General features: G+C 64.8%; 26 protein-coding genes. 20 read left to right on the forward strand and 6 right to left on the reverse strand.

Translation table 11 applies throughout. From position 1 onward, the window contains the following. The first annotated feature begins 81 nt into the window (after positions 1–81). The 9 genes from nrfD to SA87_RS01515 all read left to right on the forward strand — a co-directional run bounded on the left by nrfD (position 82) and on the right by SA87_RS01515 (position 9,638). Positions 82–747 carry an NrfD/PsrC family molybdoenzyme membrane anchor subunit gene (gene nrfD / locus SA87_RS01475; RefSeq protein WP_211264133.1) on the forward strand — a complete coding sequence of 222 codons (666 nt, stop codon included), beginning with the start codon at positions 82–84 and terminating at the stop codon, positions 745–747. A 99-nt stretch (positions 748–846) separates the two neighbouring features. Next, a complete protein-coding gene (locus SA87_RS01480) occupies positions 847–3,873 on the forward strand; it encodes a molybdopterin-dependent oxidoreductase (protein WP_066198098.1) in 3,027 nt (1,008 codons plus the stop codon). 43 nt (positions 3,874–3,916) lie between these two features. Beyond that, a complete protein-coding gene (locus SA87_RS01485; protein WP_066198100.1) occupies positions 3,917–4,480 on the forward strand; it encodes a hypothetical protein in 564 nt (187 codons plus the stop codon). A gap of 134 nt (positions 4,481–4,614) precedes the next feature. Further along, positions 4,615–5,730 (forward strand): P-loop NTPase, encoded by a 1,116-nt coding sequence (locus SA87_RS01490; protein WP_066198102.1) that lies wholly within the window; start codon positions 4,615–4,617, stop codon positions 5,728–5,730. Positions 5,731–5,892: 162 nt separating this feature from the next. Then, complete coding sequence (locus SA87_RS01495; protein ID WP_322787505.1) at positions 5,893–6,744, forward strand: sulfite exporter TauE/SafE family protein; 852 nt, start codon at positions 5,893–5,895, stop codon at positions 6,742–6,744. A 98-nt stretch (positions 6,745–6,842) separates the two neighbouring features. Then, a complete protein-coding gene (locus SA87_RS13400) occupies positions 6,843–7,697 on the forward strand; it encodes a lipoate--protein ligase family protein (RefSeq protein WP_169816881.1) in 855 nt (284 codons plus the stop codon). Further along, positions 7,694–8,422 (forward strand): AzlC family ABC transporter permease, encoded by a 729-nt coding sequence (locus SA87_RS01505; RefSeq protein ID WP_066198110.1) that lies wholly within the window; start codon positions 7,694–7,696, stop codon positions 8,420–8,422. The genes SA87_RS13400 and SA87_RS01505 overlap by 4 nt, the downstream gene beginning before the upstream one ends. 17 nt (positions 8,423–8,439) lie before the next feature. Continuing rightward, entirely contained in the window at positions 8,440–8,730 is a 291-nt protein-coding gene (locus tag SA87_RS01510; RefSeq protein WP_066198112.1) for an AzlD domain-containing protein, read from the forward strand. 14 nt (positions 8,731–8,744) lie between these two features. Next, positions 8,745–9,638: a lipoate--protein ligase family protein gene (locus tag SA87_RS01515; RefSeq protein ID WP_066442241.1), complete on the forward strand. Its 894-nt coding sequence runs from the start codon at positions 8,745–8,747 to the stop codon at positions 9,636–9,638. 154 nt (positions 9,639–9,792) lie between these two features. Here the strand turns inward: SA87_RS01515 and dat are convergent, their stop codons facing one another. Further along, on the reverse strand, positions 9,793–10,647 hold the full coding sequence (gene dat, locus SA87_RS01520; protein ID WP_066198115.1) for a D-amino-acid transaminase: 855 nt from the start codon (positions 10,645–10,647) through the stop codon (positions 9,793–9,795). 213 nt (positions 10,648–10,860) lie between these two features. Between dat and SA87_RS01525 the strand changes: the two genes are divergently transcribed. The 9 genes from SA87_RS01525 to SA87_RS12955 all read left to right on the forward strand — a co-directional run bounded on the left by SA87_RS01525 (position 10,861) and on the right by SA87_RS12955 (position 19,189). Next, on the forward strand, positions 10,861–13,467 hold the full coding sequence (locus SA87_RS01525) for an S-layer homology domain-containing protein (protein WP_066198118.1): 2,607 nt from the start codon (positions 10,861–10,863) through the stop codon (positions 13,465–13,467). A gap of 131 nt (positions 13,468–13,598) precedes the next feature. Beyond that, complete coding sequence (locus SA87_RS01530) at positions 13,599–14,372, forward strand: hypothetical protein (RefSeq protein ID WP_066198121.1); 774 nt, start codon at positions 13,599–13,601, stop codon at positions 14,370–14,372. Between the two features lie 124 nt (positions 14,373–14,496). Beyond that, on the forward strand, positions 14,497–14,913 hold the full coding sequence (locus SA87_RS01535) for a DUF2231 domain-containing protein (RefSeq protein ID WP_066198124.1): 417 nt from the start codon (positions 14,497–14,499) through the stop codon (positions 14,911–14,913). Between the two features lie 248 nt (positions 14,914–15,161). Continuing rightward, entirely contained in the window at positions 15,162–15,473 is a 312-nt protein-coding gene (locus SA87_RS01540; protein ID WP_066198129.1) for a hypothetical protein, read from the forward strand. A gap of 99 nt (positions 15,474–15,572) precedes the next feature. Further along, a complete protein-coding gene (locus SA87_RS01545; RefSeq protein ID WP_066198131.1) occupies positions 15,573–15,830 on the forward strand; it encodes a hypothetical protein in 258 nt (85 codons plus the stop codon). 51 nt (positions 15,831–15,881) lie between these two features. Beyond that, positions 15,882–16,175 carry a hypothetical protein gene (locus tag SA87_RS01550; protein ID WP_066198136.1) on the forward strand — a complete coding sequence of 98 codons (294 nt, stop codon included), beginning with the start codon at positions 15,882–15,884 and terminating at the stop codon, positions 16,173–16,175. Positions 16,176–16,289: 114 nt separating this feature from the next. Further along, positions 16,290–17,039, forward strand: coding sequence for a response regulator transcription factor (locus tag SA87_RS01555; RefSeq protein WP_066442243.1), 750 nt, complete (start codon positions 16,290–16,292; stop codon positions 17,037–17,039). Between the two features lies 1 nt (position 17,040). Beyond that, positions 17,041–18,516 carry a sensor histidine kinase gene (locus SA87_RS01560; protein ID WP_066198139.1) on the forward strand — a complete coding sequence of 492 codons (1,476 nt, stop codon included), beginning with the start codon at positions 17,041–17,043 and terminating at the stop codon, positions 18,514–18,516. A 208-nt stretch (positions 18,517–18,724) separates the two neighbouring features. After that, entirely contained in the window at positions 18,725–19,189 is a 465-nt protein-coding gene (locus tag SA87_RS12955; RefSeq protein ID WP_156423674.1) for a hypothetical protein, read from the forward strand. Between the two features lie 193 nt (positions 19,190–19,382). Here the strand turns inward: SA87_RS12955 and SA87_RS12960 are convergent, their stop codons facing one another. Both SA87_RS12960 and SA87_RS01570 read right to left on the reverse strand, forming a co-directional pair. Beyond that, positions 19,383–19,526, reverse strand: coding sequence for a hypothetical protein (locus SA87_RS12960; protein WP_156423675.1), 144 nt, complete (start codon positions 19,524–19,526; stop codon positions 19,383–19,385). A gap of 490 nt (positions 19,527–20,016) precedes the next feature. Beyond that, entirely contained in the window at positions 20,017–20,976 is a 960-nt protein-coding gene (locus SA87_RS01570; RefSeq protein ID WP_169793363.1) for a Gmad2 immunoglobulin-like domain-containing protein, read from the reverse strand. On the opposite strand from SA87_RS01570, the gene SA87_RS13405 reads away from it, so the two are divergent. Continuing rightward, positions 20,975–21,241, forward strand: a complete 267-nt coding sequence (locus SA87_RS13405) for a hypothetical protein (protein WP_169816882.1) — start codon at positions 20,975–20,977, stop codon at positions 21,239–21,241. The two genes, SA87_RS01570 and SA87_RS13405, sit on opposite strands and share 2 nt — an antisense overlap. A gap of 124 nt (positions 21,242–21,365) precedes the next feature. On the opposite strand, the gene SA87_RS01575 is transcribed toward SA87_RS13405, so the two are convergent. Both SA87_RS01575 and SA87_RS01580 read right to left on the reverse strand, forming a co-directional pair. Continuing rightward, a complete protein-coding gene (locus tag SA87_RS01575) occupies positions 21,366–21,722 on the reverse strand; it encodes a hypothetical protein (protein WP_066198148.1) in 357 nt (118 codons plus the stop codon). Between the two features lie 134 nt (positions 21,723–21,856). Continuing rightward, a complete protein-coding gene (locus SA87_RS01580) occupies positions 21,857–22,753 on the reverse strand; it encodes a manganese catalase family protein (protein WP_066198151.1) in 897 nt (298 codons plus the stop codon). Positions 22,754–23,000: 247 nt separating this feature from the next. Here SA87_RS01580 and SA87_RS01585 point away from each other — a divergent pair, with 247 nt between their 5' ends. Then, on the forward strand, positions 23,001–24,113 hold the full coding sequence (locus SA87_RS01585) for an ABC transporter substrate-binding protein (protein WP_169816883.1): 1,113 nt from the start codon (positions 23,001–23,003) through the stop codon (positions 24,111–24,113). Between the two features lie 429 nt (positions 24,114–24,542). Here the strand turns inward: SA87_RS01585 and SA87_RS01590 are convergent, their stop codons facing one another. Further along, on the reverse strand, positions 24,543–25,883 hold the full coding sequence (locus SA87_RS01590) for a glutamate-5-semialdehyde dehydrogenase (protein WP_245637598.1): 1,341 nt from the start codon (positions 25,881–25,883) through the stop codon (positions 24,543–24,545). Positions 25,884–25,892 lie beyond the last annotated feature (9 nt).

The raw sequence follows: 25,892 nt of genomic DNA on the forward strand, positions 1-25,892 counted from the left end.
TGAGCCATCCGGTATCCCTCCTGGTGAAGTGGTTTCTTCTCCGTCTCACATTCTACCAAAGAGGGCCGGATGGCTCATTTTATGTTACCTGGACCATCCGTTTTTACACATGATACCGGACACGACTTTTACCGGATCTTCACCCGTCCGCAGTGGCGGTCCTGGCTCGTCCGCGGGGCGTTTATCATCACCGGTTATGCGCTCGTGCTGGCGCTTCTGTTCCTCGCCGGGCTCCTCGGCCTTTCGGGCCTGGCCGATGCCCTGGTGATCCCGGGGGCGATCCTCTCGGTGCTCGCGGTCATCTACACCGCGTGGTTGTTCGGCCAATCGAAGGGACGCGATCTGTGGCAGAACCCGCTTCTTCCGCTGCATCTCTTTAGCCAGGGGCTCTTTGCCGGCGCCGCCGCCTTCCTCATTGTCGAGCGCTTCCTTCCGCTTCCGGCGGAAGCCCGGACCCTCGTCGGCTGGGCCTTTGCCGTCGGCCTTTTGGTCCACCTCCTCTTCGCCCTGAGCGAACTCGTGATGCCGCCCATGACGATCGACGCCAAGCGAGCGGCCCATCAGATGATCTTCGGCCGCTACGGGACGTTCTACTGGACCGGGCTCATCGCCGGCGCGGTGTTGCCGCTCGTCCTCTTCGCCGTCCTAGGCCAGGGGGCCGTTTTTGCCGCCCTCCTCGGATTGGCGGGGCTTTTGGCTTACGAGCACGCCTACGTCCAGGCGGCGCAATCGGTGCCGCTCACGTGAACGTCCGGAGATCCGGCCGGTTTACGGATTCAGGGGATCGGCGTCCAGGCGATCGTTCTCGGGTGATCGGCGGAAAGGCTTAAAAAGGAGGGACCGTTCATGGTGACGGTGAAAGCGGGGCGTTTCCAGCGTTTCGGCAAGCTCCATTCGTTTCCGCCGCCGGAGCGGTGGGACGATTGGGCCGAGCTCGATGCGAAAGCCTGGCCGAAGCGCGTCGAGCGCCGGTACAAGCTTATTCCTACGGTCTGCTTCAACTGCGAGGCGGCCTGCGGCCTGCTCGCCTACATCGATCAAAAGACGGGCGAAATCCGGAAGCTGGAAGGGCATCCGCTGCACCCGGCGAGCCGGGGGCGGAACTGCGGCAAAGGGCCGGCCACCCTCACCCAGGTGAAAAACCCGGACCGGATCCTCTATCCGCTGAAGCGGACGGGCGCCCGCGGGGAAGGCAAGTGGACGCGGGTGAGCTGGGACGAGGCGCTGGACGACATCGCCGCCCGCATCCGCAAGGCGCTTCAGGAAGGGCGGCGGGATGAAGTCATCTATCATGTCGGCCGCCCCGGGGAAGACCTCTACACCGAGCGGGTGCTCATGGCCTGGGGCGTCGACGGTCACAACTCCCACACGAACGTCTGCTCCTCCGGCGCCCGGGTCGGCTACGCGACGTGGATGGGGATCGACCGGCCGGCGCCGGACCACCCGAACGCCCGCTTCATCCTGCTCATGAGCTCGCACCTGGAAAGCGGCCACTACTTCAACCCCCACGCTCAGCGGATCATCGAAGCCAAAGAGCGGGGGGCGAAGATCGCCGTCATCGACACGCGCCTGTCGAACACGGCGAACAAGGCCGACTACTGGCTTTCGCCGTGGCCGGGGACGGAGGCGGCGCTGCTTCTGGCCATCGCCAACGTCCTCATCCAGAACGATTGGTTCGACCGGGAGTTCGTCCGGAAGTGGGTCAACTGGGACGAACTGCTGGAAGACCAGGAATACCTGCAGTTTATGGTCAAAGAAGGGTGGATCGGCGAGGCGGATCTGCCGAAGGCGACGACGTTCGACGCGTTCGTCCGGCTGCTGAAGGCCCTCTACCGCCCCTTTACGCCGGAGTGGGCGGCGGAAGAGTCCGGCGTCCGGGCGGACGTCCTCGTGAAGATCGCCGAAGAGATCCGCCGGGCCGGATCGGCCTTTTCCTCCCACATCTGGCGGAACGCCGCGGCCGGGCACCGAGGCGGCTGGATGATCGCTCGGGCGCTCTTTTTCCTGAACGTCCTCTCCGGCTCCGTGGCGACCCCCGGCGGGACGATCCCGAACGCTTACGTCAAGTTCGTGCCGAAGCCGTTTTCCGATCCGCACGGGAACGTCCGCGTCTGGAGCACGATCCAGTTCCCGGACGAATTTCCGCTCGCCTATTTCGAAATGAGTTTTATGCTGCCGCACCTTTTAAAGGACAAAAACAAGCGGTTCGAAGTGTACTTCACCCGCGTCGTCAACCCGGTCTGGACGTTCACCGACGGATTTTCCTGGATCGAGATGCTCACCGATCCGAACCGGGTCGGCCTGCACGTCGCCTTGACGCCGACGTGGAACGAGACGGCCCAGTACGCCGACTACGTCCTTCCGATGGGCCTCGCCCCGGAGCGGCATGACCTCTTCAGCTACGAGACGCATGCCGCGCAGTGGATCGGCTTCCGGCAGCCGGTGCTCCGGGTGCTCAAGGAAAAAGAGGGCCAGAAAGTAACGTTCACCTACGAGGCAAACCCCGGCGAGGTCTGGGAGGAAAACGAATTCTGGATCGAGCTGTCGTGGCGGATCGATCCGGACGGCAAGCTCGGCATCCGGAAGTACTTCGAGTCGCCGTACCGGCCGGGGGAAAAGATCACGATCGAAGCGTACTACCGGTGGATCTTCGAAAACTCGGTCCCCGGCCTTCCGGAGGCGGCGGCCAAAGAAGGCCTGACGCCGATGGAGTACATGCGCAAGTACGGCGTCTTTACCGTGACGGAAGACGTCTACCGGGAGTACGAAAAGCCGGTGCCGGAAGACGTCCTGAAGGACGCCCGCATCATCCCGGATCGGGAGGCGGCGATGAAAGAGGGGGCGGCGAGCGGGACGGCGGCCGCCGATCCGAAGGCGCTTCCGCTCGACGTGACGCTGCCGGGCGTCCGGCCGGGGGTGTGGACGAAAACCCCGCCGCCGAAGGTCAACTTCCGACCGTATCCGGGGCCCTTCAAAAACGAACACGGCGAGGTGCGCGTCGGCATCGTCGTCGACGGCAAGCCGGTGCAGGGGTTCCCGACGCCGTCCGGCAAGCTCGAGTTCTTCTCGACGACGCTTAAGGACTGGAAGTGGCCGGAGTACGCGATCCCCTTCTACCCCCGGAACAAAGAAGAGCGGAAGAAGTACTTCCACATCGTCTCCCACGTGCATCCGGATTTCATCGACCGCGAGAAGAACGAGTTCGACCTTCTGCCGACGTTCCGCATCCCGACGCTCATCCACTCCCGGACGAACGGCGCCAAGTGGCTGTATGAGATTTCCCACACGAACCCGGTCTGGATGAACCCGGTCGACGCCGAGCGCCTCGGAGTGAAGACGGGTTCGCTCGTCAAGGTGGAATCGGAGATCGGCTACTTCATCGACAAGGTTTGGGTGACGGAGGGCATCCGTCCCGGCGTCATCGCCGTCTCCCACCACCTCGGCCGCTGGCGTCTCCACGAAGACCACGGGAGCGATCGGTGGAACTCCGCCCTCGTCCGCCTGGAAAAAGAGGGAAGCCGCTGGCGCATGGTGCGCTTAAAAGGCGTCACCCCGTGGGCGAGCGACGATCCGGATACGAGCCGCATCTGGTGGGAAGAGGCGGGGGTGCATCAGAACCTCATCATTCCCGTGCAGCCGGACCCGATCAGCGGCATGATGTGCTGGCACGTCAAGGTGCGGGTGGAGCGGGTCGACGATCCGAGCCGCTACGGAGAGGTCGTCGTCGACACGGAAAAATCGTTCCAGGTCTACAAGCGCTGGCTCGGCTACACCCGGCCGGCGCCGGGGCCCCGGGGCGAGCGGCGGCCGTACTGGATGCTCCGGCCCCTTAAGCCCCACCCGGACGCCTACCGCTGGCAGCCGCAACGCTGATCGGGCGAGGCGGTCAATAAAGAATCCGGAAAGGAGGAGGGCCATGGCGGAGGACGTCGTCCTCATCGTCGCCGAAGGGCTGGCCCGCCCCGGGGCGGCCGGCGACGACGGAGAGACGCTGGCCGTCGTCGATCCGGCGGCCGATCTATCCTCCCTCCGGCGCCTCCTCGGCGCGGAGGGGCCGCCGGACGGCGCAGGACGTGCGCTTCCGACCGTGCGGGCGGAGATGGCGTGGGGGGCCGGACAGCGGGAGGACGGAATGCCGGCCCTCCTCCTTTACGCCTTTTTGCCGGCCGGCACGCTCGCGATCGCCGTACCGGCGGAGGTGCGCCTCGGGCGAGGGCGAACCGGCCACGGGTGGGATGCCCTGTTGGCCTTTGAACCGAAGCGGCTCCTCGTCATTGCCGGGGACAAAAGCGCGCCGCCCGAACCGCGCTTCATCCTCGAGGCCGCCGAGCCGGACGGCCTCATGGCGGCGCTGGAGCGGTTTTTCGATCAGGTGCTGGCGGCTTCCGGGTCCGATTCGGACGGGCCGCTGTCGGCGCTCCGGGAGTACCTCTCTTCGCCGCAGGCGGCGAGCTTTGCCTTCGTTCCGCCGGGAAGTTAAGACCCGGAGGCGGCGATCGGCCGCCGGACGGTCGCCGACTCCGGCCGCTTTGCGCCGTGCCCGGAGCGGTCGCGGCTGGGACCGAACGCTCGAAACGGGGGAAGAGAAATCCGAAGCGGAAAGGAGGGACGGAGATGTTCGAACGGCGCAAGGTGGAACGGGCGCTTCGGGCGGTGATCGACCCGGAGCTCGGCCTCGACATCGTCACGCTCGGCATGGTGCGGACGATCGACGTCGGTCGGGGCGGCGGGAGGGTGGAGGTAGCCCTCACGACGTCCGCCTGTCCGCTGACGGATCGGATTCAGGCGGACGTGCGGCGGGCGCTGGAAGAAGCCCTCGGCGAGGCGGCGGCGAGGGTGGAGCTTCGGTTTACGGAGATGACCGCGGAGGAGAAAAAAGCCCTCGCCGACCGGCTTCTTATGCGCCACAAGCTGTCGAACGACGCCCGCTCGCGGATCTACCGCCACAACCCCGAGGTGCGCATTCTGGCCGTCCAGAGCGGCAAGGGCGGCGTCGGCAAGTCGACGCTCTCCGCCAATCTGGCGATCGCCCTCGCCCGGCGGGGGCACCGGGTCGGCGTCCTCGACGCAGACATCTACGGCCACAGCATTCCGCGCCTCGTCGGTTTGAAAGGGGCGGTCGTCGTCGATGTGATGACGGTGCCGCCGGTCGTCCACGGGGTGAAGTGGATGTCGATCGGCCTGTTTCAGGAGCAGAATCTTCCCATCCTTTGGCGGGGGCCGATGCTCACGAAGACACTCCGGCACCTGAGCGACGCCGTCTACTGGGGACCGCTCGATGTGCTCGTCCTCGATCTGCCGCCGGGGACGGGGGATCTCGCGCTGGACGTGCGGGAGCTTTTCCCCGCGCGGCGGTACGAGGTCCTCGTGACGACGCCGGAGGCGACGGCGGCCCACGTGGCGGAGCGGGCCGGGGCGATGAACCGGTCGACCCTGCTCGGCGTCATCGAAAACATGGCCTCCGTCGTCTGCCGCCACTGCGGCGCCCGGGATCGGATCTTCGGCGAGGGCGGCGGTCGGGCGGTGGCGGAGGCGCTCGGCGTGCCGCTTTTGGGGGAGGTGCCGTTTGTGTCGGGTGGCGGGCTTCTCCTCGACGATCCGCATGCGGGGGCGGCGCTTTCGGCCGTCGTCGATCGGCTGCTGGAACGGATCGCGGCGCTCGAGGCCTCCGGCGCCCAAGCCGCCGAGAAGCGCCCGCTCGGGCCGCTCGTCCTCGCCCGTCCGAACTGAAAAAGGCCGGTCGCCCGACCGACCGGCTTTTTTCGGGGCGGTGGGGAAACGAACGGTGGTACGGTATGCCTCGAGGGCGGGGCGGCCCCGCTTTTGAGTTCTGGCGGGGGATTCCGACGACCGGAAAGCGTCGGAGAAGGAGAAGGAGTCGGGGAAGAAAGGGTGGGGGCATTGGAAGGAGCGATGCTGCTTAAGATTCTGGTGCTCGCGCTCATCGGCTGGAGCGCTTCGTTCGTCTCGGGGATGGTGGGCATCGGCGGGGCGGTGATCAAATATCCGATGCTTCTCTATCTCCCGCCGCTTCTCGCCGGCTTTTCCTACAGCGCCCACGAGGTGGCCGGTCTGAACGCGATCCAGGTGTTTTTTGCCACGCTTTCGGCGGTGGTGGCGCTTCGGAAGGAGCCGTATCTCAACCGATCGCTGGTGCTCTACATGGGCGGCGCCATCTTGCTGGCGAGTTTTATCGGCGGGTTCGGCGCCCAGTATCTGTCGCAGGCGGCGGTCAACGTCGTCTTCGCGTTTTTGGCGGTGGCGGCGCTCTTTTTGATGTTCTTGCCGAAAAAAGCGCTGGATGACGTCCCGCCGGATAAGGTGCGCTTCAACCGGGCGCTCGCCGTCGGCATCGCCGTCTTCGTCGGGCTCGCCTCCGGCGTCGTGGGGGCCGGGGGCGGGTTCATCCTCGTCCCGCTCATGCTGTTCATCCTCCGCATCCCGACGCGCATGACGATCGCGACGTCGCTCGCCGTGACGTTTTTGAACTCGATCGGCTCGACGCTCGGCAAGGTGCTCTCAAACCAGATCATCTACTGGCCCGACGGCGTGGTGCTGGTGATCGCGAGCATGCTCGGCGCTCCGCTCGGCGCCCGCCTCATGACGCGTACGAGCCCGCGCCTTTTGCAGGGGATTCTCACGGCCCTCATCGCGCTCACGGTGGCGAAAATGTGGTGGGACATTCTTCTTCCCGGCGAAGTGCCGGCCGACGCGCCGCTTCCGCCGGCGGAGCCGGAAAATTGAACGTCGGACCGTTCGATCGGGAAGCGGCGATCCGTCCGAAGATGCGGACGGATCTTCGTTTTTTTCCTTGGGAGTCGAAGTGCTATAATAGCGGCATGATGGTGGCGAAACCGATGGAAGAACCTCAAGATCGCCGGCCGCCGGGGCCGGGCCTTTTGCTCTCGGACGCGGCGCTGGCGTTTGCGGCCGAAAGGAGATTGGCCGAGCGGATCGCCGGCGGGGGGCCGACCGCCGTTTTTGTCTGGACGGCGCCGCCGACGTTTGTCTTCGGCGCCCAGGACGTCAAAGAGACGGCCGGTCGCCGGGCGGCCCGGCAGGTGCTTGCCGAATACCGGGCCGCCGGCCTCGTCCGGCCGTCCGGCGGTCGCCTCGTGCCGATCGATCCGGGGGTGGTGAACCTTGCCTGGATCGGGCCGACCCGCGGTCCGCTCGCGACGATCGAGGGGGCGTTTCGGTGGGCGGCGGAGCGGCTTCAAGATTTTTTCCGTCGCTTCGGCCTTTCCGTCGCCTTCGGCGAGGTGGAGGGCGCGTTTTGTCCGGGCCGGTACGACGGCGCCGTCTTCGGAAAAAAGATCGTCGGCCTTGCCCAGCGGAGGTGGCGGGGAGCCGCAGCCGTCGAGGCGTTCGTGCTCGTCGCGGGGACCGGCGCCGAGCGGGCCGAGCGGGCGGCGGCGTTTTACCGGCTGGCCGGCGGCCCGGTCGTCCGGCCGGAGCGGATGGGCGCGTTGGCGGAGTGGCGGGATCTGAAGGATGAAGTGGGGATTCGGGCCGCGGCGGCGGCGCTTCTTTCGGCGTTCGTGGCGGGGACCGACGAATGCGTCCGGGCGGGGACGCTTTCGGCCGTCCTCGGGCCGGACGGCGTTTCGGCGCTTCACCCGTTCGTGCGAGCGCTGGTGGCCGAAAGCCGCGCGCGCCTCGGCCTGGGCGGCGCGGAAGGCGGGGCGGGGGGATGAAGCCGGGATCCCCCTTCGGAACCGACGTCCGCCGCGGCGCCCTCGACGGCGTTTCGATCGCCTTGGGGTATCTGCCGGTGGCGCTCGCCTACGGCCTTCTCGCCAAAGGCGTCGGCCTTTCCCTGTGGGCGACGATGGGCATGTCGATGGCGGTGTACGCCGGCGCGAGCCAGTTTCTCGCCCTGACGCTCCTCGGAGAAGGCGCCGGGACCGGGAGCATCGTGCTTTTGACGCTCCTTTTGAACGCCCGCATGACGCTCATGAGCGCGGCGATCGCCCGGCGGTTTTCGGATCGGCGGGGGCCGATGCGGGCCCTGGCCGCGTTCGGCGTGACGGATGAGACGTTTGCCGTCCTCACGCTCAAGCAGGCGGCGCTGACGCCGGCGTATTTGTTGCCTCTCGAATTCGTGCCGTATGCCGCCTGGGTCGGGGGAAGCGCCGCCGGTTATGTCGTCGGCGACGGCCTCCCGGCGAGCCTGAAGGCGGGCATGGGCGTGGCGCTTTATGCCCTTTTCATCGGTCTCGTCGTGCCGGCCGTTCGGGCCAGCCGGACGGCGTCAATTGCCACCGGCCTGTCGATGATGTTGAGCGCGCTCATAAGCCGCGGGATCGGCAAGGGGTCCGCGATCGTCCTCACGGCCCTCCTCGTCGCCGGGGGGATGGCCGCGTTCGGGCCTCAGGACGACCGGGCCGAGCTGACGACGTCCGAGGAGGAAGCGTCTTAAGCCAGGGGAGGGAGAGGATGGCGGCGCTCATTATCGGGATGGCGCTCGTGACGTATGCCCTGCGGGCGATTCCCTTCTGGCTCCCGCTGGCGGGCCGATCGCCGCGGGCGCGCCGTTTTTTCGATCTGCTTCCGTTTGCCGTTCTCGGGGCGCTCATCGTTCCGGGGGTGTTTCAGGCGACGGAGCCGCCGGCGGCGGGCGTTGCAGGCGCCGCGGCGGCGGCGGGGCTGGCGTGGCGGGGCCGGCCGCTCATCGTCGTCGTCCTCGGGGCGGTGGCGGTGACGGCCGCCGTGAGCGCCTCGTTTTAGGGGAGGGGGCGAGGATGGTGCAGGACATCGGCGCCGGGGCGGGCTTTGCCGGTGAGCGGGCCGCCGGCGACCCTCTGCCGGCCGGAAAGCCGCCGACATGGCGGCTTGTCGTGACGGACGATCGAGATCCGGCTTTTCACATGGCGCTCGATGAAGCGATGGTCGAGCTCGTCCGGACCGGGCGGGTGCCGCCGACGCTTCGGCTCTATACGTGGCGCCCCCGCTCGCTCTCCCTCGGGATGAACCAGGCGGTCCGGGAGGCGGTCGACCTCGAGGCGGTCAAGGCGCTCGGCGTCGGTCTCGTTCGGCGGCCGAGCGGCGGGCGGACGGTGTTTCACGACCGGGAGGTGACGTATTCGATCGTTGTTCCGGAAAACGACCCGCGGATCCCGGAAGGGGTGATGGACGCCTTTCGGCGCCTGACGGAAGGGCTTGTGGCCGCCTTTCACGCCCTCGGCCTCCGGACGGCGGAGCTTCAGACGCCGGAAGCGGCGGCGCCGAAGTCGGGATCGCCCGTCTGTTTCGAGTCGCCGGGGGCGTATGAGCTCGTCATCGGCGGCAAAAAAGCCGCCGGAAGCGCCCAGGCGCGCCTTGGCGGCGTTCTTCTGCAGCACGGATCGGTGCCGCTTTCGTACGATGAGGCGGCGATGTTTCGCCTGTTTTATTTTCCGAATGAAGCGGCCCGGGAACAGGCCCGGGAGCGGTTTCGCCGGACGGCGACGGCGATCGAAGCGGAGCTTGGCCGGCCGGTCAGGGTGGAGGCGCTGAAAGCTGCCCTCGTCGAAGGGTTCTCGCGGGCCCTCGGCATCCGTTTTGTGCCGGAGCCGCTTACGCCGGAGGAAGCGGCCCTCGCCGAACGGCTGGTCCGGGAAAAGTACGGCCGCCCGGAGTGGACTTTCCGGCGCTGAGCGGAACCGAGGCTTTCGCGCCTTCCGAAAGCCGCGTCCGTGCCCTCGGGCGATCGCGGTCCAGGCGCGGTCCGGAACCGACGGCGCCGGCTGCGGCCCCATCCGGCGGGCATCCGGCGGGCGGAGTCGACCGTCGGTCGGCGCCCCCCATCCTTCAGGCGCCGGCGCCGATGCGGACCCGTTCGACGAGGTCCGAGAATGCGGCGCGGACGGCGGCGGTCCACGGGCCGATCTTTCCTCCGGCGATCGGGATGCCGTCGACGGCGACGATCGGCGTCACTTCGTTGATCGTGCTCGTGATGAACACTTCGTCGGCTTCCCAGAGCGCCTCGATGGAAAACGGCCGCTCGACGACCGGCAGGCCGAGCTCGCCCATGAGTTCGAGGACGAGCTGGCGGGTGATGCCGTTTAAGATGGCGTTCGTCGCCGGATGGGTGAAGGCGATGCCTTTTTTGACGATGAAGACGTTGGAACTCGACCCTTCGGTGATCAGACCGTCCCGGTGGAGGATCGCTTCGTCGGCGCCGGCTTCCACCGCGTGCTGTTTGGCGAGGACGTTGCCGAGGAGGTTGACGGATTTGATGTCGACCCGCTGCCAGCGGAGGTCCGGGTAGAGGACGGCCCGGCCGCCGCGGTCGATGGACGCCGGCCGCGGGATCGGCTGGACATAGGCGAGGACGCTCGGGGCGACCGGTGGCGCGGGAAAAGCGTGCGTCCGGGGCGCGGCGCCGCGGGTGACCTGGACGTAGGCGATGCCGTCTTCGACGCCGTCTTTGGCGATGAGCTGCCGGAGGGCGTCTTCCAGGGCGGCCGGATCCGGCGCCGGGGCGATGGACAGCGCCTGCAAGCTCCGGGCGAGGCGCGCCCAGTGGCGGTCGGCGTAAAAGAGGCGACCGCCGTAAAGGCGGATCACTTCATAGACGCCGTCGCCGAAGACGAAACCCCGGTCGAGCGGCGAGACGCGGACGGCGTCCAGCGGGAGAATCTCTCCGTTCCAGTAAGCGTGCACCCGGTGTCCCCTCTTTTCTGAATGTTTTTTCGCAAGCGCGAACGGCGGCCGGGGACGGCCCCGCCCTCGGCATTGCGTTTGTTTTATTCATTATATCGAAGGGAGGCCGTGGAAAAAAGCGCGCCGGGCAAAGCGTACGCAACGGACCGGCCCAACGCTCGTATAAAGAGTGAGGGAAAAGAATGCAGAGATCGTGGAGGGAGAGGCGGAGCGATGTCGGAGAGACGGCGCGGTGGGCATCGGTGGACGGGACTCGGACGAAAGGTCCGGGCGTTTCTTTTCGCCGTCCTGGCGGGGGCGGTGTTTGCGGGCGTCAGTTTTCCGGCCGCAGCCGGAGCGGCCGGCGGCGACTGGGAAGAGCCGGTCGGGGAAGGGGTTAGCGCCTTCCGACGCACGCTTTCGCTCTCCGGAAAACCGGTTGTCGTCTACGGCGTTCGAATCGACCTCACCAACCCGTACGTCCGCCTGGTGCCGCTTACGAGCGCCGAGGGGATCGGCCGAAAGGCGCCGGTGTCTGAGCTCGCCCGAGCAAAAGGGGCAATCGCGGCGGTGAACGCCGACTTTTTCCACCTGACGGGGATCGGAGCGCCCCTCGGGCCGGTGGTGGACGGCGGGACGGTGATGAGCGCGCCGGGGGTGGCGACGTGGGACGTTTTCGGCCTCCTTTCGGACGGCCGGGCGGCGATCGGGACGTTCTGGTTTGAAGGGACGCTCTGGGCGCCGGACGGCTCGACGCATCCGATCCGGGCGGTGAACAAGGAGGCGTACGACCCCCGGGACGGCCGGCCGAGCCACTCCGGGCAGATCGTCCTCTACACGCCGGCGTGGGGGGCAAAAAGCTACGGCCGGGCCGGCGGTCGGTTCCGGGACGTCGTCGAGGTCGTCGTCGCCGACGGCGTCGTCCGGTCCGTCGTCGAGGCGTCGGACGGAAGTCCGATCCCGCCGGACGGATTCGTCCTCTGGGGTGAAGGGCCGGCGGCGGCGTTTTTGCGGGCGCATTTTGCCCCCGGCGATCCGGTCCGGCTGGAGCTCCGGGCCGGGATGGCGCTTCCGGACGGCAGCCGGGTTTCGATTCCGGCCGCCGCTTTGGCCGCGGGAGTCGGGGCAACTTCCGCTTCCGCCGCCGGAGAGGCGGGGGACACGCCGGCCGGAGAGGCAAGGGACGCTTCGTCCGGCGTCCCAGTCCTTCTGTCGACGGTCGGAAGCCACCGCCTTCTCGTCGAAGGGGGCCGGCCGCTTCCGGTGATGGACCCGGCGGTCGACGGGGACAAGCCGCGGGCGCGGGCGGCCGTTGCGATCGATGCGGCCGGGCGGACGGTCTGGATCGTCGTCGTCGAGGCGTCGGCCGAAAGCCGCGGCATGACGCTTCCGGAGCTGGCGCAGTATCTCGCGTCGCTTGGGGCCGACCGGGCGATCAATCTGGACGGCGGCGGTTCGGCGACGTTCGTCGCCCGCCGTCTCGGCGAAACGGCGCCGACGGTGCTGAACCGACCCTCCGGCGGATCCCCCCGGGCGGTGCCGACGGCGATCGGCGTCCTCAACACGGCGCCGCCGGGGGATTCGGTCGGGGGACTCATCGTGCGGCTGCCGAAAGGCGGGGATGTCCTCGCCGGCGGGACGGTCCGCTTCGAGGTCAAGGCGTACGATACGCACTATCATCCGTTGTCGCTTCCGACGGAGGCGCTCACGTGGTCGGCCACGGGGCCGGCGGAGATCGAGGCTTCCGGCCCGGCGGTCCGCTTCCCGACCGGCGGGACGTACGTCCTGACCGCCGCGGTCGGCGACGTTCGGCAAACGCTGGAAGTCCGCGTCCTGGGCGGAAGGGACGTGCTGGCTCTGGAAGCGGAACCGGCGGCGCTTACGCTGAAGCCCGGCGGACAAATGGCGCTTACGGTGTGGGCCCGTCTCCGGGACGGCCGCCGGATCCGGCTTGCGCCGGAGAACGTCACCCTGACCGTCGTCCGGGAGGACACCGCTTCCGCCGGGCAGGGCGACGGACGAGGAGGCGCACCGGAAGATTTTTCCGGTGAATGGGTCCGGGTGGAAGGGCTGACCGTCGTGGCCGGGGCGGTACCGGGAGCGGGACGGATCGAAATCGACTTCGACGGGGCCCGAACGCGAATCCCCGTCGTCGTGCGGGCGTTTGACGACCTCGTCGGCCACTGGGCGGAGCCGGCGGCTACGGCGCTGTATGCTCGGGGAATCGTCGACGGAGTCGCGTCGGGCCGGTTTGCCCCCGATAAGCCCCTCACCCGGGCGGAGGCGGCGGTGCTCCTCGATCGGGCGCTCGGGGCCGCTGCGACGGTCGGGCAGGCTTCGGCCGGGATGCCGGCCGCGGCGGCAGGATCATCGTCGGCGCCCTCGGGGTCGAGCGACCGGACGGGTCTCGCGGGCGTTTCGGCTTCGCCGAGTTTGACGGGATCGCCGGTTGTGAAAGAGGCCGCCAGGCCGGCGTTTCGCGATGCCGTCCCGCCATGGGCGGAAACGTCGGTCGCGCGCCTTCAGGCGCTGGGGGTGCTTCGGGGTTATCCGGACGGGACGTTTCGCCCCGACCGGCCGGTCAGCCGGGCGGAGCTTGCGGTGCTCGTCGATCAGGTCCTGGCGCGCCTGTCGCGGGAGGACGGCCTTCGGACGGAAGGCGCCCCCATCTTCCGGGATGCTGCCGCCATTCCCGTCTGGGCGCGAGAGGCGGTGGCGCGGGTTGTGGCCGCCGGCGTGATGCGCGGAACGGGAGCGGCGTTCGACCCCCATCGGGCGGCGACGCGTGCCGAAGCGGCGGCCGTCTTCTACAACCTCCTCAACCTCGGCGGATCATCTTAAGATTTTCTTAAGAAGCGCTGAAGAAGTTTTTGACAATCGCCGGCTACAATAGCGGTGGACGGGAAAACGCGGGGCGCCGTTTGCGATGGCGTGTTTGCCTAAGGACGCTTGACGCAAAGGAGGCAGAAGGCATGCGCAACCGATGGGCCAAAGGGGCACTGGCGCTCGCGTTTTTCGCGGCCATGGGCGTGACGGCCGGTACGGCGAATGCCTACGGGTTCGGTTTTGGCCACGCCAAAGGGTCGATCGCCGATGTGCTCGGCATCCCAGCGGAAGAGCTGCAGGCCGAATTTCAACAGGGTAAGTCGCTCGTCGACATCGCCAAAGCTCACGGCATTGACGAGGCGACGCTCATCGACCGGCTGGTCGAGGCGAAAAAGGCGGCGCTCGATCGGCTCGTCCAAAGCGGGAAGATCGATCAGGCGCGGGCCGACGCCCTGTTGGAAGAGTACAAAAGCGCCCTCCCGCAACGGATCGAAAAGACGCCGTCCGAAGCGGGGAAACCGTTTGCTCAGGGCAAGGACGCCCCTCCGTTTAAACGGGGCTTTGACCGGGGCGGCTTTGGCCCGCACGGTTTGGGCCTCCGCGCCTCCAGCGCGGATCTGGCCAACATCCTGGGCCTTGAGCCGGATGAGCTCCAAAATGAACTGAAAAACGGCAAGTCGCTCGCCCAGATCGCCGAAGCCCACGGCATCGCCAAGGCGGATCTCATCGCCCGCCTCACCGACGCGGTGAAGCAAACGCTCGACGAGCGGGTGCAGGCGGGGAAGATGACGCAGGAACAAGCGGATCAAGCGCTCGCGAAGTTCAAACAGCGCGTTGAGACGATGGTCGACTGCGTGCCGCCTTTGTACGACGGGAAACGCGGCGAGCGGCCGAATCTGAGGGCCGGTCAGGAAGCGTAACCGCCGAAAAGCGCAAATCGAACCGTACATGCAGGGGGCCTGCGCGATTCCCGTCCCGCCCGTCGCCGATCGGCGACGGGTGTCCTCTGTTCTTTTCACCAATTCATTCCAAGGGAGGAGAAGCATGGTTGATTTTCTTTTTACATTAACGCAAGATCTTCATCCGATGGTGGTTCATTTTCCTATTGTGTTGTTTTTTTTAAGTTTCCTCATGGCGCTTGTCGGCCTTAAACGACCTCCTTTCCCGGAAATGGAGTGGCACCTTTTTGTCCTGGCGACGATCGCATCACCGGTGGCCGTCGTGACGGGAATCATCGCCCACCGCCCTTATGAAGAGAGCAGCCTTGCGCCTGTGATCGTGCCGCATCAACTTTCGGCCATCCTGGGAACGCTGGCGCTGATCGCGCTGGCGGTTTGGCGCTACGCGGGACGGCGCAAGGGCAAAGATATCGGCCGGCAAAACGGGTATCGGATGGTCGCTTTGCTGGGCTTGGTCTGGATTTTCTTTGTGGGCGGCACAGGCGGTCAGTTGGTGTATTAGCACGGCCTGGGCGTGCGCGGCGTCAACCCCCTTTTGCCTTGAGCTTTGATTTGGATTGATACACGCTGAAGTTCCGAGCCGAACAAGGCCGCCGGTGGTGCGAGACATCCGCTTGGCGCCTCCGCCGAACGATCTAGGCTTTTCTCGTGACCGCAAGCGTTGTCCTCGTGGATCCGTCCGATATATGAGCTTGACGTTCTCGATGGTCCCTTGGCATGCGATCGCTTTTCCGGTAAGGAGGGCCGGCCGTGAACACAGCGCGGAGAATCAAGTGGTCCGTGGCGTTCGCCGCTTCTCTGACCTTCGGCTCCGGCTACGCCGCCGTCCAACATGAAGACGCCGTCCACGCCCGAACGGAATCGGCCGTTTCCGTTTCCGCCGACGACGGGCCCGTCGAAGACCGATCGCTGGACCATCCGACGGAAAGTCGCCTGTTCCCGGACGCCGCCGATGACGAGTCGGCTCAACTCCCGACGCTAAAGTCGATGCCTCCTTCGACCGATCGGGCGCCGGCGTCCAGCGCCCCTTTCTCGCGTAAGGTCCGGACGCGCGTCTATTAAAACCGCCCGTCATTCAGAAGACCGCTTTGCTGGCCTGGATGGTCTGTTCGCCGGAGGCAGTCGCCGAATCAACCGGCGGAGGGAGAGGGACGCGTTGAATTGAATGGGGAGAACGCCTTCCGCGCATGGATCGAGACCTGGCCGATTTGGCCGCTTATTCGCGCCTTCGGCTTTTCTGCCTACGTCTGGCTGTTTTTGACCGTGGCGGCCGGAATGCTTGCCTCGTTGCCCTTTGTTCCGGGTAAACTTCGCGGCATCCTGAACATTGTTCACCGCCAAGGGGCCCGATGGGGCCTCGGTTTTCTTTTGCTCCATATGCTTCTTTTGTCGCTCGACCCAACCATGCCGTTTCCCTGAACGGCGATCGTTTTCCCTTCGTTCGCCGATGCCCGATCGGCGGTCTACGGTTTGGGCATTTTCGCTTTCTACGGTCTCATCATCGTGATGGTTACCTCCGGCGCCGTTAAGGTCATTGGCCAAGCCATGTGGCGCAAGTTCCACCTTCTTTCTTATCCGACATTTTTGCTTGCTTTTTTTCACGGCGTGTTTGCCGGCACCGATAGCCAGGCGCTTTGGGCCATCGTCTTTTACGAAGCCACCGTCGGAATGATCGCTTTGTTGGCTTTGTTGCAGTTCGTGTTCTCGATCAGACCGAAAGCGAGAGAAAATCTCCCCCAAACACCTCCGGCTCGCCGAAGATGATCGCGACCGGCCTCGTCGCGCTGCGGTCCGGCGTTGTTTGGTCACGTTTGGCCGCGATGGGGAATTTGGGTTATGATGAGGGGCAGAAAGGACGGGGGAAAGAAGGGAAAATCGGTGGACAAAATCCTCGTCGTCGACGATGAGCCGAAGCTCGTGGATATGATCGTCGAATATTTGCGCGCAGAAGGCTTCTGGGCCGTCGGCCTCACGGACGGGGTTCAGGCGCTTCAGGCGGCGCATTCCGAACGCCCGGATCTCATCGTCCTCGATGTGCTCATGCCGGGACGGAACGGTTTCGACATCCTGCGCGAGCTTCGAAAAACCGCCGACATTCCCGTCATTCTGCTCACCGCCAAAGCGGAAGAAGCGGACAAGGTCCTCGGTTTGGAACTCGGCGCCGACGATTATCTCACCAAGCCGTTTAGCCTGCGGGAGCTCGTCGCGCGGATCCGCGTCGTGTTGCGCCGCTTGCAAAAAGGAGCGTCTGCATCCGGTCGTCTTTCTTCTGCTTCGCTTTCCGCCGCGTCTTCGACCGGATCGACGGACGCCTCGCCCGGCGAAGAGGTGCTTCGCGCCGGCCCCCTTGTCGTCTTTCCGGAGCGCATGGAAGTTTATAAAAACGGAAAAAAGATTGCTCTGACGCCGACGGAATTCAAGCTGCTCGAGGCCTTCGTCCGCCACCCGAAGAAAGTGTTTACCCGCATGCAGCTTCTGGAAATCCTCGGCGACGCCTATATCGGTTACGACCGCGTTCTCGACACGCACGTGAGCAATTTGCGAAAAAAAATCGAAGATGTTCCATCGCAGCCGAAGCTCATCCTGACCGTCTACGGCGTCGGGTACAAGTTTGGAGGGGACGGATGACGTGCGGTTCGGGACGCGGCTTGTGCTCGCCTTTTCCGCCGTCGCGCTGTTTTCCACCGTCCTCGTCGGCTTCGTCGCCTCGGCCTTGCTCGAACGCAGCGCCGTCCGCTTTACCCAGGCGATCCGGTCGGTCCGCACCGATGCCCTCGTCGAAGCGCTGGCCGACTACTATGCCCGCCACGGAAGCTGGGCGGGCGTCGACCGGTGGCTCGGCTTTGTCAACCGAAGCGGTCGACCACCCGGAGATGGGGACCGGCTCCCCGGGAGCCGGTCCTTCGAGCGGCCGGAGCGGTGGACGGCGGGGCCACCGATCGAGCGGTACCGGGTCGTCGACGCCGACGGCATCGTCGTCGCCGACAGTCGCGGTGATGCGCTTGGCGTGCGGCTGGATCCGGCGACGGTGCGGGCGCAGGGCCGGCCGATCGCCGTTCGCGGCGCCGTCGTCGGTTATCTTCTCGCCACCTCGCCGGCCTCAGAGCGCCTTACGGCTCTGGAGGCGACGTTCAAGCGGTCGGTGGGCCGCGCCGTCTGGCTGAGCGCCGGCATCTCCCTCGGGCTGGCGCTTTTTTTCGGCGCCGGGCTGGCTTCCCGGACAACGCGCCCCCTTCAGGCGCTGGAGGCGGCGATTCGTGCTCTGGCCCGGGGCGACCGGAGCGTCCGGGCTCGGGCGGAAGGCCGGGATGAGATCGCCGAGCTCGCCCGGGCGTTCAACCACATGGCGGACGAAATCGATCGCCTGGAGGCGGTGCGCAAAAATTTGATCGCCGATGTGGCCCACGAGCTCCGGACACCGGTCTCGATCATGCGGGGCCACCTGGAAGCGATGCTGGAAAATCCCCGGGCGGCGACACCGGAGCGGCTGGCCCTTTTACACGATGAGGCGCTCCGGATGGGGCACATCCTTCAGGACTTGCAGAATCTATCGCTTGCCGATGCCGGCAAGCTCCCTCTTCACCGGGAACGGACGGACCTGGCGGCGCTGGTGGAAAAGGTGCTGGCCGCTTTTCAACCGGCGATCGAAGACGCCGGCGTCGAGGTGCGGGCGGCCTTCCGCCCGCGGCCTCTTTGGGCGTTCATCGACCGGGCGCGAATGGAACAGGTGCTCGTGAACGTCTTCGGCAATGCCTTAAAGGTCACGCCGCCGGGGGAGACGATCGAAATCGACGGCCGGCGGGAGGGGCAATGCCTTTCCCTTGCCATCCGGGATCCGGGCCCGGGATTTTCCCCGGAGGATCTGCCGTATGTCTTTGAGCGCTTTTACCGGAGCGACAAAGGTCGGTCGCGCAAGGACGGCGGGACGGGTCTGGGGCTCGCCATCGCGAAAGGCTTCGTCGAAGCCCACGGCGGTTCGATCGTCGCCGCCAACCGGCCGAGCGGCGGAGCGGAGGTTACGATCGTGCTCTGCGACGACGAAGGGGGAGGGATCGAACCGGATGCAGCCGGGGGATTTTTGAGCCGGCACGTGACATCGAGGTGAGCTCCTTGTCCGAACGCCGTTCGGCGTCGCGCCGTCGAGGAATGCGGGTTTGCCACGTGAACACGTGAATTCGGCCGGAGGCGGCGTGTGCCATCGTCGTGTTCGGGGCTGCCGGTGGATGAAGCAGGACGCAACCGGGGCGGTATCCCTTCGCCGGGATATGTGTCTATGAGTTGAGGAACGGATCAGAAATCAGAGGAGGATACCTATGGGCGTAAAAATTCTGTTATTGGAGGAATCCTCGGAAGAAGCAACGGAAACGCCGGATGATGAACGCTTTTCCTGGGATGCAACCCTTTTGTTCTATAACAAAAAAGACGGCGTAGAAATAAAAACGGAATTATTATATTTAACGATCTACACTTTGCTTGATAAATTTGTAGATTTATTATCACGGAAAATAGATCATTTTAAAATAGAGCCGATCGGTTATTCCGTACAGAACCGATGTCACTTCACCGCAACCAACGGTCATGTGGTCATCGAAAACATGCACCATTCCATCACGTACGGGAAAAAGGCCCTCTTTTGCGATTTGATTAATGAGATTAAGGCATTCATAAAAAAATATAACAAAAACATTCATTGTCATGAAGATAAAAAAAGGCTGCTTCTCATCGCTGAACAGATCCGCGACGCGGAAGAAAAGATCGGGCCATGTCGCGCGTTATGAATCCGCGTTTTCCGATGCGTCACATCGACCGCGTTACGGGGGCTGATCCGGTGTCTCCCGGCGTGCTGGATTCCAAGAGCGACTAAACATCTCGGGGCCCCGTTCCGGATGACGGTAGATGATGACGGAAGAAACAATAACCGGGAAAGCCGAAGCTTTCCCGGTTTTTCAATTGTAGGGGTCCCATCGTCCTTCAGGCGATGATGCCGGCCCGAAGGATGATGACGAGCAGGACGTAGATGACGACGGCGAAGGCGAAGACGCTGCCGACGCCGTAGCCGTACGTCACGGCCGGGGTCGTGCCCGCCTGAGCCGAAGCGAAGGCCATCTCGGTCACCTCCTTTGCGGAGTCTCCTCGGCCGCCTTCGGCAGCGCGGCGGCGACGAGATGATTACGCCCACCAACGACCATCGAGGACGATGACGAGGAGCACGTAGATGACGATCGCGAAGGCAAACAGGCTCATACCGCCGACATACGGCGTTCCGGCGTGGGTCATGCGCTGCACCTCCTTTCGCTCTTACCATATGGCATTGTCCGACCGGCGGTGTGGGACGGAGCCCGCCCGTTTTTCGCCGGCGCTTCATGGAACGACAGGGTCGAGCATCGGAATGACGGAAAGAAGAAAAGGTATGCGGCAAGATCTCATCCGAGTCGCGTTTCCCTTCGTTACGTGACATTACGCCCGATAATGTACATTATGTAAACATGTAAACTAAAAAGGGACAAAGAGACCAGCCGCCGACCGCCGCGCGCCGCACGGAAGTCGGGGCTTTCGCCAAGCTCGTCTGACCGTATGGTTCGGGGCTTGCGTCTATGGTTCGGGGCTAAGGATTCGTGCTGTCGAGCGGCCTGAGCGAGTTTGCCATGAGCGGAATCGTAAGCCGGTTGTCCGGCTCGCCGTCCTTCGGCGAACGCGTGAACAAATTGAGATTCAAAAACGGATTGGTGGCCGAACCGTCGTATTTGTCGATACGGATACGAAACGGCGCCCAGGCAGGCGCGGCTCGATCAAGCTGGACGTCGTCGCCGCCATATTCGACATGACCGTCATCGAGCGACCAGTGAAAGACGCCCTCAAAGACGCGCGCCTCTCCTTCGATGAGGAAATCTCCTTTTTGCACCGTATATGGGAGCGGCCGGAAAACGCGAAATGCTGCATTTTTCATCACGACCGGTTTCGCCGTGATCACCTCGGCGTTCGTCGCGTCGCCGTCACGGTGAACGAGCACGGCTTGGCCGAAAGACAGCGACGCGTCGACGAACGAGACGACCCACGTCCCGTCGCCGGCAAGCGGCGCCACCCCGGAGATGGCCCAGATCGCGCCCGGCGGTCCGGCTTCGGACTTTGCCGCCTCCCCTGCTTCTTCCGTGATCAACGTGGAAAAATCCGTTTCCTTTTTCCAGGCCTCGAGGACGGCAAAGGCCTTTCGGACGAGCGCGGCAACGTCGGACGTTGCGGCGTCCCCGTCGGCAACCGGTTGGTTCGCTTTTTCACCGCTTGCGTCTCCATCCGGCGTCGCGATCCCTTTCTCGAGCCGGACGATCTTATTCAGCGTCGGAATCGCACCCTGCTCTTCCCCACCGGCCCCGCTGACGTCCAAGAAATCGCCGAGGCGAAGGGACTCCGCAGGCAGTGGCGTCCCGGAGGGGTCAGTAATCGACGTCCCTTCGCCATAGCGGAACGTCTCCACGGCGACGATCGGACGACCGGCGGCATCGACGTTCAGGCGGGTCAGGACGAGGCGCCCGTTTTCCCGGTCGACGGCCGCCAGGTGTCCCCGCATGGAAATCGCAGCGCCCGGCGAGCGTTCCGGATCCGGCGTCGAAGCTTCCGGCGGCCGGCGATCCGATTCCGCGCTGCAGGCGGAGAGCAAGGCGGCGAAGGCGATCGGAAAAATAAGGGAAGCGGCAAAGGAAAAAAGCAAAGTCCGTCCGATCGCCCCGGTCGTTTTTCGCATCCGTCCGTTCAATACGCATACCATCCCTTCTCATCACAAACACATCACAAAGAGCATCTCATCGGTCTTGTTGCCGAGCGCGACGCTGTAATGTCCGTCTTTCGGCACCGTCAGGACGGTTCGAAGGGCAGCTTGAGGCCCGAGTCGATCCAGATGAATTTGCCCGCCTCGGTGTCGTACAGGCCGACCCGAAGGACGCCGGCGCCGGACGGCGTTCAGATGAGCGAGATGTCCGGCGTCGATCCTTTCGACAACATGACCAAAACGATTCCGGCCATACGCGTTGGCGTGTTCGTGCCGTCTTCGTGGATCGCCGTTCCGGTTTCAAAGGAAGGCACCGGCCGCCTAAAATCCGTCGAGAGGATCCGCCGAGCGATTGTTTCCGTCGAATTCGGCCGGCGGCCTGCCATTAGGAGCGATCCCCCTTTCTTCCCTTTCATTCGCCCGACTTCATCCTTTCTTGCATTCTTTCTTGATTCACTTTCCGCTTCTGCTTCCTCGCTTCCTTCCCTTTTTTCACGATCCCGGCTTCTGAGAATGATCGCAAGCCCGAGTTCATCATCCCGTCGCATCTATCGTATCATTATACCATAACGATCACGCCGTTCCATCGATCCTTTCCCGGAATCTTCCCTCATCGCATCGTGCAATCCATCGAAAAAAGGGCTTGCAAAAACGCAAGCCCTTTACATTCGTGTCATTTTACTTATAATCTCGTGCTCCGCTTCATGATCGCCGCGGCAATCTCCGCCAGTTCTTCCGGATGATAGCCAGGAGCGAAGGCGTTCGGGATGGCTGCAAGATCGGGGATCTCCCCGCCTTCCGGCGGACCGTCGACCACGTCGAGCGTGCCGCCGTCGGGATGCTCCCCTTTCCAAAGGGCCGCGATCTCGCGATAATCGTCGGGGCTGAAGCGATAGAGACGCCGGTGCAGGCCTTGGTCCCGGTATTTTTTCGCCTCAGGAATTCTTTCGTCGGAAATCTTCGGGATCGGCAACAGTTTCTTCACCTCGACGCCGGTCAGAGATTCAAGGGCGAGGGCGTACGACAGGGCATGGACGCCGCCTCGGACGAGGAGATAACCGATCATCTCGCGGGCGACCGGATGCGTCGTCATTTCATAGACGCGGAGTTTGTGCATGCGGGCTCCGTTTTCCAGAAAGAAATTGTGCAAAAGATCGAGGACGAGGTCACCGCTGTTGAACACGTAATCTCCCTGCCACGGAGCGCCCATCGAGTTGGTCGCCAGCGCCGTCCGGCCGGTGAGGATGGAAAAGTGGCTGTTCCGCTTCGCCGTCCCGCCGGCAAGGGGCGCTTCTGTCGGCGGTCGATCGTCAACGGAGCCTTCGAGCAAAAGGTTGACGGTGTTGGCGACAAGTTCGATGTGGCCGAGCTCTTCGGCGGCGATGTTGGCGATCAGGCTGTAGTACGGGCGCAGCGCTTTTTTCTGCCGGAAATTGAACGACTGCATCGTGTAGTTCATCAAGGTCGACATCTCGCCAAATCGCCCGCCGAACAGCTCCTGAACCGCGGCGGCCGCATCGGGATCGGGGTCGGTCACCCGCGGCAGCTCGATCTGCAGTCGGTCGATGCGCAAATACATCGGTTCGCCTCCTCTTCACCCAGGGATTGAATTTATGATCGCACTTAGACTATATATAAATAATTTCTCGAGGACAATCCCTCATTTTTGCAGGTGCGCTTTCCCCTGGCGTAAGGGGACCCAATCTGTTTTTGTTTCGACGTTCGTCACCGGCTTCTTTCCTGGCGCATATCGTATGACGAACGCCTAACCGACGAAAGGAGGCAGCAAAATGGCGGCTCCGGACCATGCCGGGGGATTTCGAACGATGCGGCGAAGGATTCGTTGGGCGCTCGCCGCGTTCGTCGTCGCTTCCCTCGTTCTTCTTGGCGCCTGTCAGAAAACAGCGCCGGACGGTCCGAAAGGCTCTCAAGCGGAATCGGTGCCGGCTGGCGGCGGCAAAGGAGCATCGGGAGCGGAGGTGGCCCCGTCTGACGGAAGGCAGGATGCGGCGCCGGCGAAGGCGCTCAAAAAGCTGAAGCTTTATGAGGTGACCCATTCGCTTTTCTATGCGCCGCAGTACGTGGCGAAAAATCTCGGCTTTTTCCGGGAAGAAGGCCTCGACGTCGAGATCGTCTCCGGAGAAGGGGGCGACAAGGTGACGACGGCGCTTCTTTCGGGGCAGGCGGACCTCATCCTCGTCGGCGCCGAAATGGCGGTCTACGTCAACGCCCAGAACCCGAGCGATCCGATCGTCGTCTTTGCTCGCCTGACGCAGCGGGACGGAAGCTTTCTCGTCGCCCGGGAGCCGATGCCGAATTTCCGCTGGGAAGATCTGCGCGGAAAAGCGTATCTTGCCCAGAGGAAAGGGGGCATGCCCGACACGATCGCCCAGCACATTTTGCGGAAACACGGCCTTGAGCCGGGCCGGGATCTCGAGTACCTGCAAAACGTCGATTACGCCAACCTGGCTCCGGCGTTTATGGCCGGAACGGGGGACGTCGTTCAGCTATTTGAGCCGTTTGCCTCCCAGGTGGAGCGGGCCGGAAAAGGTTATGTCGTGGCCGGCCTCGGCGAGGAGGCCGGGACCGTCCTGTATACGTCTTACTTGACGCGGCGTTCCCGGTTGGAGACCGATCGCGACGCCTTCGTCGCTTTTACGCGGGCGATTGCCCGAGCACAGACCTATGTGCTCGAACATGACGATGCGACGGTTTACAAAGCGCTCAAAGACGACTTTTCCGGCCTTGACCGGGAAGTGGCCCTCAAGATTCTCGAACGGCTGAGAAGCCAGGACGTCTGGAGCCACGATCCGCTGCCGCCCAAAGAAGATTACGCCCGAACGCTCGAGCTCATCCGGGAAGCCGGGCGGCTTGAGCATCCTCTCCCCTATGAAGCGGTGGTCGATCCGACCGTCGCCGAGGCGGCGCTGGCAAGGTAAAAACCCGATCGGAAACGGGTAAGCGCTCGCCACCGCCGATCCGCTTCGGTTCAAAATGGCCGCGATGAAAAAGCCAAAAGAAAAGCGGGCAATCGCGAGATGGCCCCGCGGCTTTATGAGCGGCTGGCTCATTTTACCGAGGGGCCGATCGTTATCGGGGCCACGCTGACCGAATGGGACACCCATGACGATATTCCGGTGCTGTCGGCGCCGTGCGAGGAACCGGTTGGAGAAGCAATGAAAAAGCACAAAAAACCGGTCCTTAGCTCGAAAAAGGCTTTGCTGGTCGAGTCGCCTCTCCTTCCCTCCCTCCTCCTTGCCTCGGCGAAGCGCCGAACTCCGATGAGAAAACGGGCTTTTGCCCAAAGAGGGAAAGAACGAACAGTTCCCCGGCCGACGTCCAGGCCGGCCGGGGGCCAGCGCCAAGCCTTAAACGGGCAAACGCTCGCCGCCGCCGACCCGCTCCGGGCCGCGAATCTGGCCGTGACCGACGATTCGGTAGCGAACGGTCGTCAGTTCCGGGAGGCCGACCGGGCCGCGGGCGTGAAGCTTCTGGGTGGAGATGCCCATCTCGGCGCCGAAGCCGAATTCGCCACCGTCCGTAAAGCGGGTGGACGCGTTGTGATAGACGGCGGCGGCGTCGACTTCGGTGAGAAAGCGCCGGGCGGCTTCCGGATCGTCGGTGACGATCGCTTCGGAATGATTCGTGCCGTACCGGGCGATGTGCTGGAGCGCTTCGTCCAGATCGTCGACCACCCGAACGGCGAGGATGAGGTCGAGAAATTCTTCGGCATAGTCCTCGTCCGTCGCCGGGCGGGCCGGAATGCCGTGGGCCGCGAAGATCTCGAGCGCCCGGGGACAGGCCCGAAGCTCGACGCCGAGGCCGGAAAGGGCGCGGCCGGCTTCCGGAAGAAACGCCTCGGCGATTTCCCGATGCACGAGGAGGGTCTCGATGGCGTTGCAGACCGACGGCCGGTCGACCTTGGCGTCGACGGCGAGGCGGACGGCCATGGCGACGTCCGCCGCCCGGTCGACGTACAGGTGGTTGTTGCCGATGCCCGTTTCGATCACCGGCACCCGCGCCCCGTCGACGACTCGGCGGATGAGGCCGGCGCCGCCCCGCGGGATGACGAGGTCGATGAGCCCCCGAGCGGTGATGAGGTCGTCGACGACTTCCCGTTCGGGCCGCTTGATGAGGGTCACGGCCGACGGCGGAAAGCCGCGGGCTTCTAGGGCCGCCTGAAGCGCCGCGACGAGGGCGCTGTTCGTCCGCAGGGCGTCCCGGCTCCCCCGGAGGACGACGGCAGAGCCGGCCTTGAGCGCCAGGGCGGCGGCGTCGACGGTGACGTTCGGGCGCGCTTCGTAGATGATGGCGATGACGCCGAACGGCACGTGGACCTTTTCGATGCGGAGGCCGTTCGGCCGCGTCCAGGCGGCGGCGACGCGGCCGACGGGATCGGGCAGGGCCGCGACGGCCTCCAGACCTTCGATCATGCTCCGGAGGCGGCCTTCGGTCAGCGTGAGCCGGTCCAGCCGGGCCCTCGGCGTCCCCCGTCCGGCGGCTTCGCGGACGTCCTCGGCGTTGGCGGCGAGGATCGCTTCCCGCTCCCGCCAGAGGACCTCCCCCATCGTTCGAAGCACGGCGTTTTTCGTTTCCGTTTCGGCCCGGCCGACCGCCCCGGCGGCGGCCCGGGCGGCGCGAAGGAGCGCCTCCACCTCTGCCTTGCGGGCGGCGATCGCCGGATCCGGCGATGACATCGAAGTCGACATCGACATGGC

This window comes from Hydrogenibacillus schlegelii (assembly GCF_001653195.1).
GTDB classification, from domain to species: domain Bacteria; phylum Bacillota; class Bacilli; order Thermicanales; family DSM-22653; genus Hydrogenibacillus; species Hydrogenibacillus schlegelii.

Excerpts from the sequence above, each read along its gene's own strand:
- SA87_RS01480 (WP_066198098.1), top strand. The coding sequence starts at position 847 with ATGGTGACGGTGAAAGCGGGGCGTTTCCAGCGTTTCGGCAAGCTCCAT.
- SA87_RS12955 (WP_156423674.1), top strand. The coding sequence starts at position 18,725 with ATGGGCGTAAAAATTCTGTTATTGGAGGAATCCTCGGAAGAAGCAACG.
- SA87_RS01590 (WP_245637598.1), bottom strand. The coding sequence starts at position 25,883 with ATGTCGACTTCGATGTCATCGCCGGATCCGGCGATCGCCGCCCGCAAG.
- SA87_RS01510 (WP_066198112.1), top strand. The coding sequence starts at position 8,440 with ATGGCGGCGCTCATTATCGGGATGGCGCTCGTGACGTATGCCCTGCGG.
- SA87_RS01485 (WP_066198100.1), top strand. The coding sequence starts at position 3,917 with ATGGCGGAGGACGTCGTCCTCATCGTCGCCGAAGGGCTGGCCCGCCCC.
- SA87_RS01570 (WP_169793363.1), bottom strand. The coding sequence starts at position 20,976 with ATGCGGGGACACCTGGCGGCCGTCGACCGGGAAAACGGGCGCCTCGTC.
- SA87_RS01490 (WP_066198102.1), top strand. The coding sequence starts at position 4,615 with ATGTTCGAACGGCGCAAGGTGGAACGGGCGCTTCGGGCGGTGATCGAC.
- SA87_RS01580 (WP_066198151.1), bottom strand. The coding sequence starts at position 22,753 with ATGTATTTGCGCATCGACCGACTGCAGATCGAGCTGCCGCGGGTGACC.
- SA87_RS01515 (WP_066442241.1), top strand. The coding sequence starts at position 8,745 with ATGGTGCAGGACATCGGCGCCGGGGCGGGCTTTGCCGGTGAGCGGGCC.
- SA87_RS01505 (WP_066198110.1), top strand. The coding sequence starts at position 7,694 with ATGAAGCCGGGATCCCCCTTCGGAACCGACGTCCGCCGCGGCGCCCTC.
- SA87_RS13400 (WP_169816881.1), top strand. The coding sequence starts at position 6,843 with ATGGTGGCGAAACCGATGGAAGAACCTCAAGATCGCCGGCCGCCGGGG.
- SA87_RS13405 (WP_169816882.1), top strand. The coding sequence starts at position 20,975 with ATGGAAATCGCAGCGCCCGGCGAGCGTTCCGGATCCGGCGTCGAAGCT.
- SA87_RS01535 (WP_066198124.1), top strand. The coding sequence starts at position 14,497 with ATGGTTGATTTTCTTTTTACATTAACGCAAGATCTTCATCCGATGGTG.
- SA87_RS01575 (WP_066198148.1), bottom strand. The coding sequence starts at position 21,722 with ATGCGACGGGATGATGAACTCGGGCTTGCGATCATTCTCAGAAGCCGG.
- SA87_RS01585 (WP_169816883.1), top strand. The coding sequence starts at position 23,001 with ATGCGGCGAAGGATTCGTTGGGCGCTCGCCGCGTTCGTCGTCGCTTCC.
- nrfD (WP_211264133.1), top strand. The coding sequence starts at position 82 with ATGTTACCTGGACCATCCGTTTTTACACATGATACCGGACACGACTTT.
- SA87_RS01530 (WP_066198121.1), top strand. The coding sequence starts at position 13,599 with ATGCGCAACCGATGGGCCAAAGGGGCACTGGCGCTCGCGTTTTTCGCG.
- SA87_RS01525 (WP_066198118.1), top strand. The coding sequence starts at position 10,861 with ATGTCGGAGAGACGGCGCGGTGGGCATCGGTGGACGGGACTCGGACGA.